At 71.3% G+C, this 15,721-nt stretch carries 12 protein-coding genes; 9 read left to right on the top strand and 3 right to left on the bottom strand.

The annotated features are described in order from the left end of the window. The gene (locus tag RAN62_RS35950) at window positions 1-3,012 is read left to right on the top strand and encodes a bifunctional [glutamine synthetase] adenylyltransferase/[glutamine synthetase]-adenylyl-L-tyrosine phosphorylase (protein ID WP_305789322.1); all 3,012 of its coding nucleotides are present in this window, start codon (window positions 1-3) and stop codon (window positions 3,010-3,012) included. Between the two features lie 126 nt (window positions 3,013-3,138). Here the strand turns inward: RAN62_RS35950 and RAN62_RS35945 are convergent, their stop codons facing one another. Next, window positions 3,139-3,822, bottom strand: coding sequence for an SDR family NAD(P)-dependent oxidoreductase (locus RAN62_RS35945; RefSeq protein WP_305789321.1), 684 nt, complete (start codon window positions 3,820-3,822; stop codon window positions 3,139-3,141). Window positions 3,823-3,923: 101 nt separating this feature from the next. Here RAN62_RS35945 and RAN62_RS35940 point away from each other — a divergent pair, with 101 nt between their 5' ends. Genes RAN62_RS35940 through RAN62_RS35905 form a run of 8 tightly spaced genes read left to right on the top strand, consistent with a single transcriptional unit; the run spans window position 3,924 to window position 12,983 of the window. Further along, window positions 3,924-4,520: a TetR/AcrR family transcriptional regulator gene (locus tag RAN62_RS35940; protein ID WP_305789320.1), complete on the top strand. Its 597-nt coding sequence runs from the start codon at window positions 3,924-3,926 to the stop codon at window positions 4,518-4,520. 38 nt (window positions 4,521-4,558) lie between these two features. Next, complete coding sequence (locus RAN62_RS35935; protein ID WP_305789319.1) at window positions 4,559-6,028, top strand: hypothetical protein; 1,470 nt, start codon at window positions 4,559-4,561, stop codon at window positions 6,026-6,028. Next, on the top strand, window positions 6,025-7,461 hold the full coding sequence (mptB, locus tag RAN62_RS35930) for a polyprenol phosphomannose-dependent alpha 1,6 mannosyltransferase MptB (RefSeq protein ID WP_305789318.1): 1,437 nt from the start codon (window positions 6,025-6,027) through the stop codon (window positions 7,459-7,461). The genes RAN62_RS35935 and mptB (RAN62_RS35930) overlap by 4 nt, the downstream gene beginning before the upstream one ends. Then, a complete protein-coding gene (mptB, locus tag RAN62_RS35925) occupies window positions 7,458-8,792 on the top strand; it encodes a polyprenol phosphomannose-dependent alpha 1,6 mannosyltransferase MptB (RefSeq protein ID WP_305789317.1) in 1,335 nt (444 codons plus the stop codon). Before mptB (RAN62_RS35930) ends, mptB (RAN62_RS35925) begins: the two co-directional genes overlap by 4 nt. After that, window positions 8,789-9,949: a glycosyltransferase 87 family protein gene (locus RAN62_RS35920; RefSeq protein WP_305789316.1), complete on the top strand. Its 1,161-nt coding sequence runs from the start codon at window positions 8,789-8,791 to the stop codon at window positions 9,947-9,949. Before mptB (RAN62_RS35925) ends, RAN62_RS35920 begins: the two co-directional genes overlap by 4 nt. A 29-nt stretch (window positions 9,950-9,978) precedes the next feature. Further along, window positions 9,979-12,063 (top strand): esterase-like activity of phytase family protein, encoded by a 2,085-nt coding sequence (locus tag RAN62_RS35915; protein WP_305789315.1) that lies wholly within the window; start codon window positions 9,979-9,981, stop codon window positions 12,061-12,063. A 9-nt stretch (window positions 12,064-12,072) separates the two neighbouring features. Beyond that, window positions 12,073-12,558 (top strand): ASCH domain-containing protein, encoded by a 486-nt coding sequence (locus tag RAN62_RS35910; RefSeq protein WP_305789314.1) that lies wholly within the window; start codon window positions 12,073-12,075, stop codon window positions 12,556-12,558. A gap of 26 nt (window positions 12,559-12,584) precedes the next feature. Next, a complete protein-coding gene (locus tag RAN62_RS35905) occupies window positions 12,585-12,983 on the top strand; it encodes a VOC family protein (protein WP_305789313.1) in 399 nt (132 codons plus the stop codon). A 37-nt stretch (window positions 12,984-13,020) separates the two neighbouring features. Here the strand turns inward: RAN62_RS35905 and RAN62_RS35900 are convergent, their stop codons facing one another. Both RAN62_RS35900 and glnA read right to left on the bottom strand, forming a co-directional pair. Further along, a complete protein-coding gene (locus RAN62_RS35900) occupies window positions 13,021-13,548 on the bottom strand; it encodes a hypothetical protein (protein WP_305789312.1) in 528 nt (175 codons plus the stop codon). A 667-nt stretch (window positions 13,549-14,215) separates the two neighbouring features. Beyond that, a complete protein-coding gene (gene glnA, locus RAN62_RS35895; protein WP_305789311.1) occupies window positions 14,216-15,640 on the bottom strand; it encodes a type I glutamate--ammonia ligase in 1,425 nt (474 codons plus the stop codon). Window positions 15,641-15,721: the final 81 nt, after the last annotated feature.

The raw sequence follows: 15,721 nt of genomic DNA, 5'->3' as shown, positions 1-15,721 counted from the left end.
GTGACCCGACCGAGCCGGCTCGCCCGGTACGGCTTCGCCGACAACGGGTCCCGCGCCGCCGACCTGCTCGGCCCCGACGGCCTCGGGCTGTGGGACACCGAGGCGCAGGCCCCCACGGGCGCCGGCGCCGGCGAGCTCCTGCAGGCGCTGTCCCGGGCCGCCGACCCCAACCTGGCCCTGCGCCAGCTGCACCGGATGGCGGAGACGGCGGCCCGCGCGCACCGGCGCAGCACCGGCGGGTCGGTCACCGGTACGGGCGAGCCGCTCACCGAGAGCCCCGGGGTCACCGGGCTCCTCGACGCCGTCTGCGCGGACGAGGGGCTGCGCCGCCGCCTGGTCGCCGTGCTCGGGGCGTCCAGCGCGCTCGGCGACCACCTCGTCGCCAACCACGAGCAGTGGCGGGTGCTCGCGACGACCAAGACGGGCACGGCGCCTCCGGCGGAGGGGCACCTGGAGTTCCAGGACTCGATGGGCGAGGGCGCTCCGACGGTGCCGGCGCTGCGGACGGCGTACCGGATAGCGCTTCTGCGGATCGCCGCGGCCGACCTGACGGGCGGCCGGTCACTCGAGGCGACCATGGAGGCCCTGTCGCGGCTGGCGGACGAGACGCTGGCCGCCGCGTACGCCATGGCGGTCGGCGACCGGCCGGAACCGCGCCTCGCCGTCGTCGCCATGGGCAAGTGCGGCGGCAACGAGCTCAACTACGTGTCCGACGTGGACGTGATCTTCGTCGCCGCCGGGGACGAGGATCTCACCGCGGGCACCACGGTCGCCGCCCGGCTGATCGAGATCTGCGGACAGGTCGCCTGGCCCGTGGACGCGGCGCTGCGGCCCGAGGGCAACCGCGGGCCGCTGGTCCGGACGCTGGCGAGCCATCAGGCCTACTACCGGCGCTGGGCGCGTACCTGGGAATTCCAGGCCCTGCTCAAGGCCCGGCCGGCGGCGGGCGACCTGGCCCTCGCGCAGGAGTGGGTCGACGATCTCGCGCCGCTGGTGTGGCACGCCGCCGAGCGGCCCGAGGCCGTCGCCGACGTGCGGGACATGCGCCGCAAGATCATCGAGAACGTGCCGGCCAAGGAGGTCGACCGCGAAATCAAGCGCGGCCCCGGCGGCCTGCGCGACATCGAGTTCGCGGTGCAGCTGCTGCAGCTCGTGCACGGCCGTGTCGACGAGTCGCTGCGGCTGCCCGGCACGCTGCCGGCGTTGCGCGCGCTGGTCGCCGGCGGCTACGTCGGCCGCGAGGACGGCGAGACCCTGCTGCGCGGCTACAAATTCCTGCGCGACGTCGAGCACCGGCTCCAACTGCAAAATCTCCGGCGTACGCACACCGTGCCGGACGATCCCGCCGCCCTGCGCTGGCTCGCCGCCGCCCTGGGCTACCGCGCCGGTGCCGGTCGCGACGCCGTGCAGCAGTTCCGCTCCGACTGGGTCGGCCACGCCGCCCACGTCCGCCGCCTGCACGTCAAGCTGCTCTACCAGCCCCTGCTCGAAGCCGTCGCCCGCGTCCCCGCCGAGGCGCTGCGCATGACGCCCGAGTCGGCCGGCCGGCGCTTCGAGATCCTGGGCTTTGCCGACCCGGCCGGAGCGCTGCGGCACCTCCAGGCCCTGACCGGTGGCGTCAGCCGCACGGCCGCCATCCAGCGCACACTGCTGCCGATGCTGCTGCAGGAGTTCGCGGACGCGCCCGAGCCCGACCGCGGCCTGCTCAACTATCGTCACGTCTCGGACAAATTGGGCGGCACGCCGTGGTATCTGCGGCTGCTCCGCGACGGCGGACCGGTCGCGCGCCGCCTGGCCCGGGTGCTCTCCCTCTCCCGGTACGCGACCGACCTGCTCACCCGCGACCCGGAAGCCCTGCGCCTCCTCGCCGACGACGCCGAGCTGCTGCCCCGGGACCGCGACGCGCTGCGGGAAGGCTTCATCGCCGCGGCCGCCCGGCACCTGCGCGCGGGCACCACGGATCCGGCGCCGGCCGTGGCGGCGGTGCGCGCGATGCGCCGGCGAGAACTGTTCCGGCTGGCGTGTGCCGACATCCTCAGCCGGGCCGGCGAGCTGGCCCCGGCGCGGCCGCTGGACGTGCACGCCATCGGGATGGCACTGTCCGACGTGACCGACGCCACGCTCGCCGCGACGCTGCACGTGGCCCGGCATGTGCACCCGGGCCCGCCGGATCTCCGGTTCGCCGTGATCGGCATGGGCCGGCTCGGCGGCTACGAAATGAGCTATCCGTCGGACGCGGATGTGTTGTTCGTCTATGCCTCGGAGCAGGATGGCGCGGCCGCTGCCGCCCACGCCATCGCCGAGGAGATGCGCCGCACGCTCGGCGCGCCCGCCCCCGACCCGGCGCTGGGCATCGACGCCGACCTGCGCCCCGAGGGACGGCAGGGTCCGCTGGTACGCAGCCTCAACGCCTACGCCCAGTACTACGCGCGCTGGTCCCGGGTGTGGGAGGCGCAGGCGCTGCTCCGGGCCCGCTTCGTGTGCGGCGACGAGAACCTGGGCCGCGACTTCGAGCAGCTCGCCGACGGTGTGCGCTTCCCGGACGGCGGCCTCACCCGCGACCAGGTCGTCGAGATCCGCCGCATCAAGGCCCGCGTCGAGACCGAACGCCTGCCCCGCGGCGCCGACCCCACCACCCACACCAAACTCGGGCGCGGCGGGCTCGCCGACGTCGAGTGGGCCGTGCAATTACTGCAACTGCGGCACGCATACGCCCTGCCCCCGCTGCGCCGCACCCGCACCCTGGCCGCCCTCCGCGCCGAGGTCGAAGCCGGCCTGGTCGGCAAGGTCGACGCCGCCGCGATGGAGGCCGGCTGGACCCTCGCCGCCCAGGTCCGCAACGCCCTGACGCTGGTCCGGGGCCGCCCGACCGACCAGCTGCCCCGCCACGGCCTCGAACTCGCCGGAGTCGTCCAGCTGCTCGGCGGCGGCGACCCGGGCGAGTTCGTGGACCGCTACCTGCGCCTGACCCGCCGCTCCCGCGCCGCCATGGAAAGGGTCCTCGAAGCCTGATCCGTCCGGGCGATCGCCTCGAGCCGAGTGAGCCGGACGGCCATCGAGTCACCGATACTGACCAAGGTTGAGGTCCTGAGCCGCGACGGCGACATGGTGGGCGATGTTCCGAAGTGCCGATGGCGGTCACCACGGGACGGTCTGGCCGCGGTGGTCGAGGAATTGGAGACCGGGCTTGCCATGCTGGGCCAGGACGGTGTCGATGACGCCAGTTGCGCTCTGGTCGACGGTGAGGACGGCGCCCGGGCCGCCGAGGTCGGTGCGGACCCAGCCGGGGTTGATCAGCAGGAGGGGGCGGGGGTCGCCGGCGTGGCGGGCGGCGAAGCTGCGCATCAGCTGGTTGAGGGCGGACTTGCTGGCCCGGTAGACCTCGTGGCCGCCGTTGGTGTTGAGGGTCAGGCTGCCCTGGCTCGATGACAGGACGCCGACGGTGCCGGCCGGGGACACCAGGGGCAGCAGCGTCTCGACCACCCGCATCGGGGCGTACGCGTTGGTGGTCATGACGCGGGTGAACGTCTGCTCGTCGACGTCGCCGATGGGCTGGTCGCCGTTGGTGATCGCGGCGCTGACCAGGAGCAGGTCGAGGGTCCGGCCGGTCAGGCGCCGGTGCAGGGCGGCCCGGGAGGCGGCGTCGGTCATCTCCAGCTCTTCGACGGTGAGGCGGCCGTCGGAGCGGCCGGCCAGGTCGTGCAGGGCGGTGCGGCGGGGGCCGCGGACGGTGCCGACGGCGTCCCAGCCGCGCCGCAGCAGCTCGGCGGTCAGGCCGAGGCCGATGGTGCGGGACGCTCCGACGATGAGGGCAGTGGGCACGGGTGTCTCCTGAGCATTGAACCAACGCGAACGTTGGTTCACCATATGTCGCCCCCTGGTCAGCGGCAAGGCCGGCGGATCGGGACGGATACCATGCGGGCATGCCCCGCGACGCCGACCGCACCCGGACCCTGCTGCGCCGGGCGGCGGCCGAGGAGTTCGCGGAGCACGGGTTGCACGGCACGACCGTCGAGCGCATCGCCGCCCGGGCCGGGGTCAACAAGGAGCGGCTCTACAGCAACTACGGCGGCAAGGCGCAGCTCTTCGACGCCGTCCTGCTCGAGCAGCTCGCGGGCATCGCCGAGAGCGTGCCCTTCGGGGCCGGGTCGCCGGACGAGGTCGCGGAGTTCGCGGGCCGGACCTTCGACTATCAGCTCGACCATCCGCAGCTGACCCGGCTGATCGCCTGGGAGGCCCTCGCCGACACCGGGTCCGTGCCCGGGGAGACCGGCCGCGCCGGCGTCTACCAGGACAAGATCGCCGAGCTCGCGGACGCCCAGCGGCGGGGAGTGATCGCCGCGGAGTTGCCCGCGCCGCAGCTGCTGCTCATGCTGCTGTCCCTGGCCAACTGGCCGGTCACCATCCCCCAGGTCGCCCGCATGATCACGTCCGCCGGCTCGCGCGCCGCCTCCCGGACAGCCGTGGTCGACGCCGCCCGCCTGCTCGTCACGCCTCGATCGGAATCCCCGGCTCTGTGAACAGACTTCTCTCCGGCGTCACGCCGCGTGGATCGATCATGGCTGCGGTGGTTGTCGCGGTTCTGGTGCGGGTGCCGTTCGTCTTCAGCGGGCTTTCGACGGACGAGGGCGGCTACGCGTACGTGGCCCGGCGCTGGGCGAGCGGCGACCGGCTCTACGACACCGTGTGGCTCGACCGGCCGCAGGGGCTCCTCCTTACGTACAGGCTGCTGCTCTCGATGGGTGGTGAGGGCTGGACGATCCGGGCCGGCATGGTGCTCGCGGGCGCCGTTCTCACCGTGGCCGTCGCCGTCGTCGCGGGCCTGCTGGCGGGCCGGAGCGCGGCGGTGTGGGCGGCGTGGATCTACGCGATCGCCGGGCTCGCGCCGCATCTGGAGGGCATGACGCTCAACGGCGAGCTGCTGGCGAGCGTGCCGTCCACGGTGTCGATCGCGCTGCTGATCTTCTGGTGGCGCCGGGAGAGGTCGCTGTGGTGGCTGGCGGGCGCCGGGCTGCTCGCCGGGGCGGCGCTCACGATGAAGCAGTCCGGCATCGACGGGATCGTGGTCGGCGCGGTGCTGCTGATCGTGCTGCGCCGGTGGCGGCGGCTCGCGGTCTTCGGCGGGGCCGCGGCGGTGCCCGTGGCGGCGTCGGCGGTGCACGGACTGGTCACCGGCTGGGGGGCGTACTGGTCCGCGCTGGCGGGATACCAGTTCGCGGCGATCGGCGGTGAGGGGTCGAACAGCTCGACGCGGCTCGCCGATCTCGGGCAGCACGCCGGTGACATCGCCCTCGATGTCACGCTGGTCCTGGTGGTGTCGCTGCTCGGCTGGCGGTGGCTGGACCGCGGGGGGCGGTGGGTGCTCGGCGGGTGGCTGGCCGCCGGGTTCGTGGGCATCAACCTCGGGGGGTCGTACTGGCCGCACTACTTCGTGCAGCCGTATCCCGCGCTGGTCGTGCTGGCGGCCGCGGCGGTCGCGGGCCTGTCCCGCGCCCCGAGTGCGGATACCGCCGGGGATGCGGATACCGGCGGGGATGCGAGCGCCGGCGCGAATGGCGCCGGGCCGGCGCGGGGGCGGCGATGGCTGGGACCGGCGGCCGGCGTGCTGCTCGTGCTGCCCACGCTGGTCTGGCTGGTCGCGCTGGTGCCCATGTCCGCGCAGCGACGAGCCGACACCATCCCGTACGACGCCCTGGCCCGCCGCGACGATCGGATCGCCGCGGTCATCGTGGCGAGCACGGCGCCGGACGATCGGATCTACGTGCTCGAGTCCGAGGCGTACCTGTACTTCGCGGCCGACCGGGTGTCGCCGTATCCGTACCTGTGGGGGAAACCGATCGACAAGATCCCGTCGGCGCTGCCGGAGCTGCGCGCGATGCTGGCGTCGCCGGAGCGCCCGAAGCTGGTGGTGCTGGACACGCCGCCGGCCGCCGTGGATCCGAGTGGCGGCATCGCGGCCGACCTGGCGACCTTCTACGAGCCGTTCACGACGGTCGAGGGCGTGGCGATCCTGCGAGCGGCGACGTGACGGCCGCGCTGCGGGCGGGCGGATCCGCCGGAACCGCGGTGATGCGGGCGCTGAGGACCCCGGCCGGGGTGCGGTGGCTGGGCTTCGCCGGGGCGGTGTGCTGCGCGATCGACGCGGTGCTCTTCGGGGCGCCGACGTGGATCCGCCGGGGCGTGTCGGTGGCGAGCATCCTGCGCGGGCCGGATGGCGTCCTCATCATGGCGCTCTGGATCCTCGGGTTGAGTGCCCTGTGCGCCGCGTGGTGGCTGGGGCGCCGGCTCGACGTGTCGCGCACGTGGGTCCTGGTCACGGCGGCGCTGTGGGTGGTGCCCCTGCTCTTCGTGCCGCCGCTGGCCAGCCGGGACATGTACGCGTACGCGTGCCAGGGTGCCCTCGTCGGCGCCGGCTTCAATCCGTCCGTGGATCCGATCGCGGCGCAGCCGTGTCCGTGGATCGAGTCGGTGTCCGTGGTGTGGCGCACGACTCCCACTCCCTACGGTCCGCTGTGGATCCTGTTGTCGGGGCTGGCGGCCTCGTTCGGGTCGCAGGCGGTGGCGCTGGGGATCTTCCGCGCGTACGAGGTCGTGGCGCTGATCGGGCTCGCGCTGGCCCTGCCCCCGCTGGCCCGGCGGCTGCACGTGGACGAGCGGCGGGCGCTGTGGCTCGTGCTCTGCTGCCCGCTGGTCATGGTCCACTTCGTCGGCGGCGGGCACAACGACACGCTCGCGATGGCGCTGCTCGTAGCGGGTCTCGCCCTGATCGCGGGCCGGCGTCCGGCCGGTCTGCTCGTCGCGGGTGGGGCCCTGCTCGGCGCCGCGATCATGGTCAAGTCGACGATCGGCGTGGTACTGCCGTTCGCCGCACTGCTGGCCTCCGGCGGCTTGCGGGACTTCACGGCTTTTGTCCGGCGCGGCGGAGCGGTCGTCCTCGGCGCGGTGGCGTTCATCGGCGCGCTGTCGCTGGGCTCGGGGCTCGGCTTCGGCTGGGCCACGTCGCTGTCCGGGGCGGGCGAGTCCCGCAGCTGGACCTCGCCCGCGACGGCCGTCGGCATCGCCGTCAACGCTGTCGGCAAGCTGGTAGGGGCGGACATCGACGTCGTCCCGGCCGCCCGGACAGCCGCGCTCGTGGTCCTGCTCGTCGCCCTCGTCGTGATCTGGTGGCGCTACCGCGACGCCGACCCGCTCAGCGGCGCCGGGCTGGCCCTGCTGGCGGTCATCTTCCTCGCACCGATCACCCAGCCCTGGTACCTCTACTGGCCCCTCGTCCTGTGGGCCGTCGCCACCGCGGGTACCCGCTGGCTGGACGCGGCCGTGATCGCCGTGATGTTCCTCATCCTGCCCAACGGCGACGGCGCGTGGAAGCCGCTGCAGGTGCCGCTGGCGTTCGCCGTCACGGGACTGGTGATCTGGGTCGCGTGGCGGTCGGTGCGCCGGCTGCGGACACCGGTCACATGAGTCCGCGGCTGATCCGCTGGGGCGGCTTCGCGGGCAGCCTGGCCACGGCCGGCACCGCGTGGCTGGGCGGCGCCGGCTACGAACGGCTGCCCAGCGTCAACCCCGGCACCCTGCTCAGCGGTCAGCGCGGCGTGCTGCTCCCGATCCTGTGGGTCACCGGGATCACGGTGCTGATCCTGGCCTGGTGGTACGGCCGCCACGCCGTGCCCTCGACCCGCTGGGCCTTGCTCACGGCGGGACTCTGGTACCTGCCCCTGCTCCCGGTGCTGCCGCTGGGCAGTGCGGACGTCTACTCGTACGCGTGTCAAGGCTGGGTGCAACACGTGGGCGGCGACCCGTACGCCGGTGGGGTCGGGGGGTCGGGGTGTCCCTGGCTGACCTCGGTCGACCCGGCGTGGACCGCGTCGCCCGCCCCGTACGGACCGCTGTTTCTGCTGGCAGCCGGCGTCACCGCGGCAGCCGGCACGCTGGCCGGCGTGATCGCGGGTCTGCGCATCGTCGCGCTGCTCGGCCTGGCCCTGCTCGCCGTCGGCGTCCCGGTGCTGGCCCGCCGCATGTCCCTCGACCCCGCCCGCGCGCTGTGGATCGTCCTCGCCTGCCCGCTCGTGCTGATCCACTTCGTGTCCGGCGCGCACAACGACGCCCTGATGGCGGGCCTGATCGTGGGCGGCCTGGCGCTTGCGGCGTCCCGCCCGGCCTGGCCCTGGCTGATCGCCGCCGGCGCGGTGCTCGGCCTCGCCGTCGGCGTGAAGGCGACCGCCATCGTGGTGGTGCCCTTCGCCGTGATCCTCGGCACTCGCCCCCTGTGGCGCTCGATCGCCTCCGTCGGCGGCGGCGTCCTCCTGGCGACGGCCGCGTTGACTCTCCTCTCAGGCCGCGGTATCGGGTGGGTAGGGGGCCTCCTGCGCAGCGGTGACACCGTGGCTTGGACCTCGCCGTCCACCGCCGTCGGCATCGTCCTGTCCACTTTTTTCGGCAAAAATGCCATCGAAGTGACCCGACTCCTCGGGGTACTGCTCCTGGCGGTGATTCTCGTCGCCCTCTGGTTCCGCGCCCTTCGCCATGGCGACCCCATCCGCCACGCCGGCCTTGCGCTCGCGGCCACCGTCCTCTGCGCCCCCGTCTTCCACCCCTGGTACGCGGTCTGGCCTCTCGCCGTCCTCCTGCGCGGCCGCCTCCTCCTCGCCCTGTGCGCCTTCGCGGCCACGCTGACCACCCCGGCCGGCTACAACTGGGCGCTCTACACCCGCGTACCCGGCGCGATCCTCGTCACCGCGCTGCTGGTGGTGGCAGCTATTCGCGTGCGTCGTGATCGTAGGGTGGCTGCGTGACCCGCCGCCTCCTGCTCCTCGTCGTCCTGGGTGCCGGGGCCGCCGCCCTCCTGATCTGGTCGGCGGTCTTCCACTTCTACTTCGACACCTCCGTGTACGCGGGAGCGGTCCGCTACTGGTTCCGCGACGGCGGCCTGATCTACGACTACCTGACGCCCGGCACGCCGTACGGGTTCACCTATCCGCCCTTCGCCGCCCTGGTCATGTCGCCCATGGCGGTCCTGCCGCTCGGTGCCGTGGAGGCGCTGGCCTCGATCGCCACGATCGTCGTGACCGTGGTGGTCATGTGGTGGCTGGTCGCGCCCTGGGCCGAGCGGCGCGGCTGGAACCCGAAGTACGTCCTGGCCGTCGCCTCCTGCCTGGCGCTCATCTTCGAGCCGGTCCGCGAGACGTTCGGCTTCGGCCAGGTCAACATGCTCCTGCTCGCCCTGGTCGCGGGCGACATGCTGCTCGGCCTGGCCCGCGGGCGGCGCTGGGCGGGCGTGGGCATCGGCCTGGCCACGGCGATCAAGCTGACCCCGGGCGTCTTCATCCTCTATCTGCTGGTGACGCGGCAGTGGCGGGCCCTCGGCGTCGCGATCGGCACCGCCGCCGGCACGACCCTGGTGATGGCGGCACTGTGGCCGGACGCCTCGCGCGAGTTCTGGACGGCCGCGCTCTGGGACACCAACCGCGTCGGCAACCTCGAGTACGTGTCCAACCAGTCGCTGCGCGGCATGCTCGCCCGCTTCCCGATCGACGCCGTGGAGTCGAAGGTGTGGATCGTGTGCGTGCTGGTGACGCTCGGCATCTGGGCGTGGCGGGTGCGGCGCGCGGATCTGCTGGGCGGGCTGGCGCTGACCGGCATTCTCGGGCTGCTGCTGAGCCCGGTCACCTGGGTGCACCACTCGGTGTGGCTGCTGCCGGCGCTGGTGCGGTGCGTCATGTCCGGCCGGCGGTGGGCGTGGGCGGGTGCGGGGATCTTCGTGGTGCTGAGCGCGCGGACGCTGTGGCTGTGGGACGGCGGGAACAGGCCGCCGCTCTATGCCGTGGGCAGCAACCTGTACGTGCTGGCGGGGCTCGTGCTGCTCGTGGCGTTGCCGCTTCGCGATGATGCGCCCCATGAGCAGGCAGTCGGCAAGATCGGGACACCGGAGGTTTCCCGGGCGTCCACCTGAGCGCCCGCCGGTTGCCGTAGGCAGACGGCATGGCCTTCATCCCACTTGTCACGGCGGTCGCCGTCGGCCTCGCGGCCGCTCATCCTCCTGTCGTTCCCCACGAGGGCCAGTTCCGCCGGCTCGCGACCGTGCCGGCCTACCTGAACTCCAGCATCGACGACGAGGCAGCCGCCGAGATCTCGACCGTCACGGAAGACGGCCGGACGGTCGTCTACACCGACAGCCCGGGCGAGCGTCTCGGCTTCCTGGACATCTCGAACGCCTCCCGCCCCAAGCCCACCGGCACGCTGGCCATGGGCGGCGAGCCGACGTCGGTCGCCCACCTCGGTCACCTGCTGCTGGCGGCGGTGAACACCAGTGCTTCGTACAGCGCGCCGTCCGGCAAGCTGGTGGTGGTCGACGATCGGACGCGCAAAACAGTGCGGACGCTCAACCTCGGCGGCCAGCCCGACTCGGTCGCCGTCGCGCCGTCCGGACGCTACATCGCCGTCGCCATCGAAAACGAGCGAGACGAGGACGTCTTCCCCCTCGCGCCCGCCGGGTGGCTCTCAATCATCGACACGCGCACATGGACCGTGTCGCGTGTGTCGCTCACCGGTCTCGCCGCGGTCGTCCCCGAGGACCCCGAGCCCGAGTACGTCAGCATCAACTCCCGCGACGAGGCCGTCGTCACCCTCCAGGAGAACAACCACATCGCGGTCGTCTCCCTCGCCGCCGGAAAGGTCGTCTCGCACTTCAGCGCCGGCTCGGTCACGGTCGACGGCGTCGACACGCTGGACGACGACAGGATCGAGCTCATCGGCTCGATCACCGCGAAGCGTGAGCCCGACGGCGTCACCTGGATCTCCGACGACCTGTTCGCCACCGCCAACGAGGGCGACTACGAGGGCGGTTCGCGCGGCTGGACCGTCTTCGACCGGCGCGGCAAGGTCGTGTGGGACGCGGGCAACACGCTCGAGCGGATCGCCGTGCAGCACGGGCTCTACCCGGACAAGCGCTCCGACGCCAAGGGGATCGAGCCCGAGAACGTGGCGTTCGGCCGGTTCGGCGGGGTCCCGTACGTCTTCGTGAACTCGGAGCGCGGCAACTTCACCGCCGTCTACGACGTGTCGAAGCCGTCGAAGCCCCGGTTCAAGCAGCTGCTCCCGACGACCAACGGGCCGGAGGGCGTCGTCGCCGTCCCGTCGCGCAACCTCGTCGTGGTGTCCAGCGAGGAGGAGATCCCGGACGCGAACATCCGCGGCTCGGTGCAGCTCTTCGGCTTCGGCCCGAAGTCCGGCGCGTTCCCGTCGCTGGTTTCGCCGAGGACCATTCCGTACGGCACGCTGTCGGGCCTTTCGGCAGTGCCCGGCTCCGCGTCGTCGCTGGTCTCCGTGACCGACAGCGCGTACACGCCGACCCGCATCCTCGGCGTCTCGGTCGCCGGCACCCCGGCCACGATCACGTCCGAGCTGACGGTCACCAAGGACGGCCGGCCCATCGGGTACGACGCCGAGGGCATCGCCGCCGTGCGGGACGGCTACTGGCTCGCGGTCGAGGGGTCGGCCACCACGCCGAACCTCATCGTGCGCCTCGACACCCGCGGCCGCGTGCGGCAGGAGATCCCGTTGCCCGCCGACGTGGCCGCCGCGATCACGACCAACGGCCTCGAAGGCATCACGGTGGTCGGCCAGGACGTGTGGGTCGCCGTGCAGCGCCCGCTGAAGGGCGAGACCTTCACCCGCATCGGCAAATACTCCGGGGGTACGTGGTCCTGGCTGGCGTACCCGCTGGACACCCCCGCCGTGGGCTGGACCGGACTGTCGGAGCTGGTGGCCGTACCCCATGGTGGTTTTGCTGTCATCGAGCGCGACAACCAGCGCGGGCCGGCCGCCGCGATCAAGAAGGTCTACCGGTTCGACGTGCCCAGGTCGTGGACCGGCGTCCCGACGGTCAAGAAGAAGCTGGTCAAGGACCTGCTCCCGGCGCTTCAGGCCGACAACGGCTGGGTGCAGGACAAGGTCGAGGGCCTGGCGATCACGGGCAACGGCCGGGCGTACGCGGTGACCGACAACGACGCCATCGACGACGCGACCGGCGAGACGGTGTTCCTGCGGCTCGGTCACATTCTTTAAGATCATGTAATGCCCCTCGCCCCCCTCGACACGGCAGCGGCGGCGGCCTTCTGGGCAACTTTCCCGGAGGCCGCCGGCGCTTCCTGCACGGTCGAGCGCTTCGGTGACTCGCCCCGCCTCGCCGACGAACTCCTCGACCTGGTGCAGAACGGCACGAAGCGCGCCACGGCGACCCTGGCCGCCGAGTTCGCGCCGGACGAGTTCCCGCGCATCGGCACGTACTGGATCGTCTGCGACAGCGCCGGCGCCCCGCGCGTGATCCTCCGCACGACGGAGCTCCGCCTGGTGCCCTTCCGCGACGTGGACGCGGACTTCGCGTACGACGAGGGCGAGGACGACCGCACCCTCGCCAGCTGGCAGGCCGAGCACCGCCGCTACTTCGAACGCCGCAGCGCCGCCCTCACCATCCCCTTCACCGACGACACCCTCGTCCTCCTCGAACGCTTCCGCGTCGTCCACCCGCCGAAGTTCGCCGATCAACCGGGCGGATGCTGACCGGTATTGCCTCTAGCGTGATGGTCATGAACTTCGCATCCGTACGCATCATCACCGCCGACGTCGACCGGCTGACCGCCTTCTACGAGCAGGTCACCGGCGTCGCCGCGCAGCGCTTCACCCCGGACTTCGCACAGCTGGCGCTCCCGGGAGCCACGCTGGCCATCGGCAGCGCCGCCACGGTCAAGCTCTTCGGCGAGGGCTCGGCCGAACCGGCCGCCAACCGCTCGGCCATCATCGAGTTCCGCGTGGCCGACGTCGACGCCGAGTACGCCCGCCTGCGCCCCACCCTCACCGACATCGTCCAGGAGCCGACCACCATGCCGTGGGGCAACCGCTCCCTGCTCTTCCGCGACCCCGACGGCGCCCTCGTCAACCTCTTCACCCCGCTCACCGCCGACGCGGTCGCCCGCCAGCGATCTTGAGGCCACGGCGGGTCAGCGCCGAACCATGGCTTCGGCGCTACTGCGACACGGCGTTGACGAACAGGCCGATCGGGATCGACATGACAAGACCCATGCCGAAGGCGATCCAACTCGTCCGTCGACTGGACCGGTCCATGTCCGCGAGCTTGGCGTGAAGCTGGTCGGTGAGGAACTCACCTACGATCTTCGCCTCGTCCTCGCGCAGCTTGGCGACTTCGCTCAGGGTTCTGGTGCGTCTTTCCAGTTCCTGCGCGTGCCTTTCCCGCAGGCGTAACTCCGCCTCCACCCTGTTCATGATCTCGCTGCCATTGCGAATGACGTCGGCCAACTCGCTCAACTGCTGTTCCAGCCGAGGTGTGCGGATCTGTGCCTGCTTCGAAGGAAGGCGTCGGTCGGTCAGCCAGTCCATGGTGACGAAAATGGCGATCGCGATGGCGAGGAAGACAAGAAGGCCCAGGTACTCTCGCGACGTGTCGATCTTGTTGCCCGGCGTGAACTGGATGGCGAAGTAAGCCACCAAGACTGTCGCCGACGCGATGGCCATATTGGTGCCGAGCTTCCGCATCATCGTCCTCTTCCGGAACCCGTTCGACAGCGGCACACGCAGCTGAGCGATAGGCGGAGAGCCGCTTCGACAGGCGTGAACGACTGAAGTGCGCGAGGCATCATAGCGCGGTGATGCGATCACGCAATGAGCGCACAACAAGACGATTGAGCGGCAAAGATCGTCCTGTTTCCCCGCAGGGACGTGACACTCGAACGCTGATCGGCGGCCATGCCGGCTGGGAGCTGGGTGTCGACGCCGTTCACTGCATTGGGGCTCACCTGTGCCCAAGATTCAAGCGGAGATCTGCTTCGCTGGTCACGGACTCAGGGCGGTCATACGTTGTCGTTCATCTCGACCCAAGCGGTCAAAGGGGTCACCTGCGGCGGTTTGAACAGTCGCGACGGCGACAAATGGCGAAATCATGTCTGTTGCACTCAGGCGGCCCTGCGTGCACGGGCTTCGCCAATACCACGCGACGCTGCTGATACACGTCGGGGCGCCGTCAAGACGGTGGCCGGACCTCCTCAACCGCACGCGCCCGCTGGTCGACGGGGCACTTGCGACAAGCGAAACGGCGGCCACGTCGGCTGGGAGCCGAGCGTGACCGCCGTCCGCTACGTGGGGCCCTACGTGGGCCCGCGACCGAAGCAGGAGGCGTTTCCGCCGGTCACGGGCTCAGAGAGGGTCAGACGTTGTAGTACATCTCGAACTCGTGCGGGGTCGGGCGCAGGCGCACCGGGTCGATCTCGTTGGTGCGCTTCCAGTCGATCCAGGTGCTGATCAGGTCGTCGGTGAAGACGCCGCCGGCGGTGAGGAACTCGTGGTCGGCCTCGAGGCTGTTGAGCACGGCGTCGAGCGAGCCCGGCACCTGCTTGACGTTGCCCCACTCCTCCGGCGGGAGGTCGTAGAGGTCCTTGTCGATCGGGGCCGGGGGCTCGATCTTGTTCTTGATGCCGTCGAGGCCCGCCATCATCTGGGCCGAGAAGGCCAGGTACGGGTTCGACGACGGGTCCGGCACGCGGAACTCGACGCGCTTGGCCTTCGGGTTGCTGCCGGTCACCGGGATGCGGGTGCAGGCGGAGCGGTTGCGCTGCGAGTAGACCAGGTTGACCGGGGCCTCGTAGCCGGGCACCAGGCGCCGGTAGGAGTTGACGGTCGGGTTGGTGAACGCGAGCAGCGACGGCGCGTGGTGCAGGAGGCCACCGATGTACCAGCGGGCGGTGTCGGAGAGGCCGGCGTACCCGGTCTCGTCGTAGAACAGCGGCTCGCCGCCCAGCCAGAGGCTCTGGTGGGTGTGCATGCCGGAGCCGTTGTCGCCGAAGAGCGGCTTCGGCATGAAGGTCGCGGTCTTGCCGTGCTCCCAGGCGGTGTTCTTGATGATGTACTTGAACATCTGCATCTGGTCGCCGGCGTGCAGCAGCGTCGAGAACTTGTAGTTGATCTCGGCCTGGCCCGCGGTGCCGACCTCGTGGTGCGAGCGCTCGACGGTGAAGCCCGAGTCGATCAGCCGGCGCACCATGGCGTCGCGCAGGTCGGAGTAGTGGTCGAGCGGCGCGACGGGGAAGTAGCCACCCTTGTACGCGGTCTTGTAGCCGCGGTTGCCGCCCTCCTCCTCGCGACCGGAGTTCCACGCGCCCTCGACCGAGTCGATGTAGTAGAACGCCTGGTGGGCGGAGGTCTCGTGGCGGATCGAGTCGAAGATGTAGAACTCGGCCTCGGCGCCGAAGTAGGCCGTGTCCGCGATGCCGCTGGACGCGAGGTACTGCTCGGCCTTCTTCGCCACGTTGCGCGGGTCACGCGAGTACGCCTCGCGCGTGAACGGGTCGTGGATGAAGAAGTTGAGCGCCAGCGTCTTCTGGATCCGGAACGGGTCGATGAAGGCGGTGGTGACGTCCGGGAGCAGGAGCATGTCCGACTCGTGGATGGCCTGGAACCCGCGGATCGAGGACCCGTCGAAGGCAAGGCCGTCGCTGATGACGCTGTCGTCGAACGACTCCACCGGCATGTTGAAGTGCTGCATCACGCCGGGAAGGTCACAGAACCGTACGTCGACGAACTTGACGCCCTCGTCTTTGAGGTATCGCAGGAGTTCCTCGGGATTGGCGAACACACGTCCTCCTGGCACGAAAATTCAGTTCAGCGAAGCGGCGTGAGCCGCCACGGTGGCTAGGCTGGTCGCGACGCTATGGGG

The organism is Symbioplanes lichenis (genome assembly GCF_030709675.1).
Lineage (GTDB): Bacteria > Actinomycetota > Actinomycetes > Mycobacteriales > Micromonosporaceae > Actinoplanes > Actinoplanes lichenis.
Note: the sequence above shows the minus strand (reverse complement) of the source record. Positions and strands in the feature narration are given on the sequence as shown.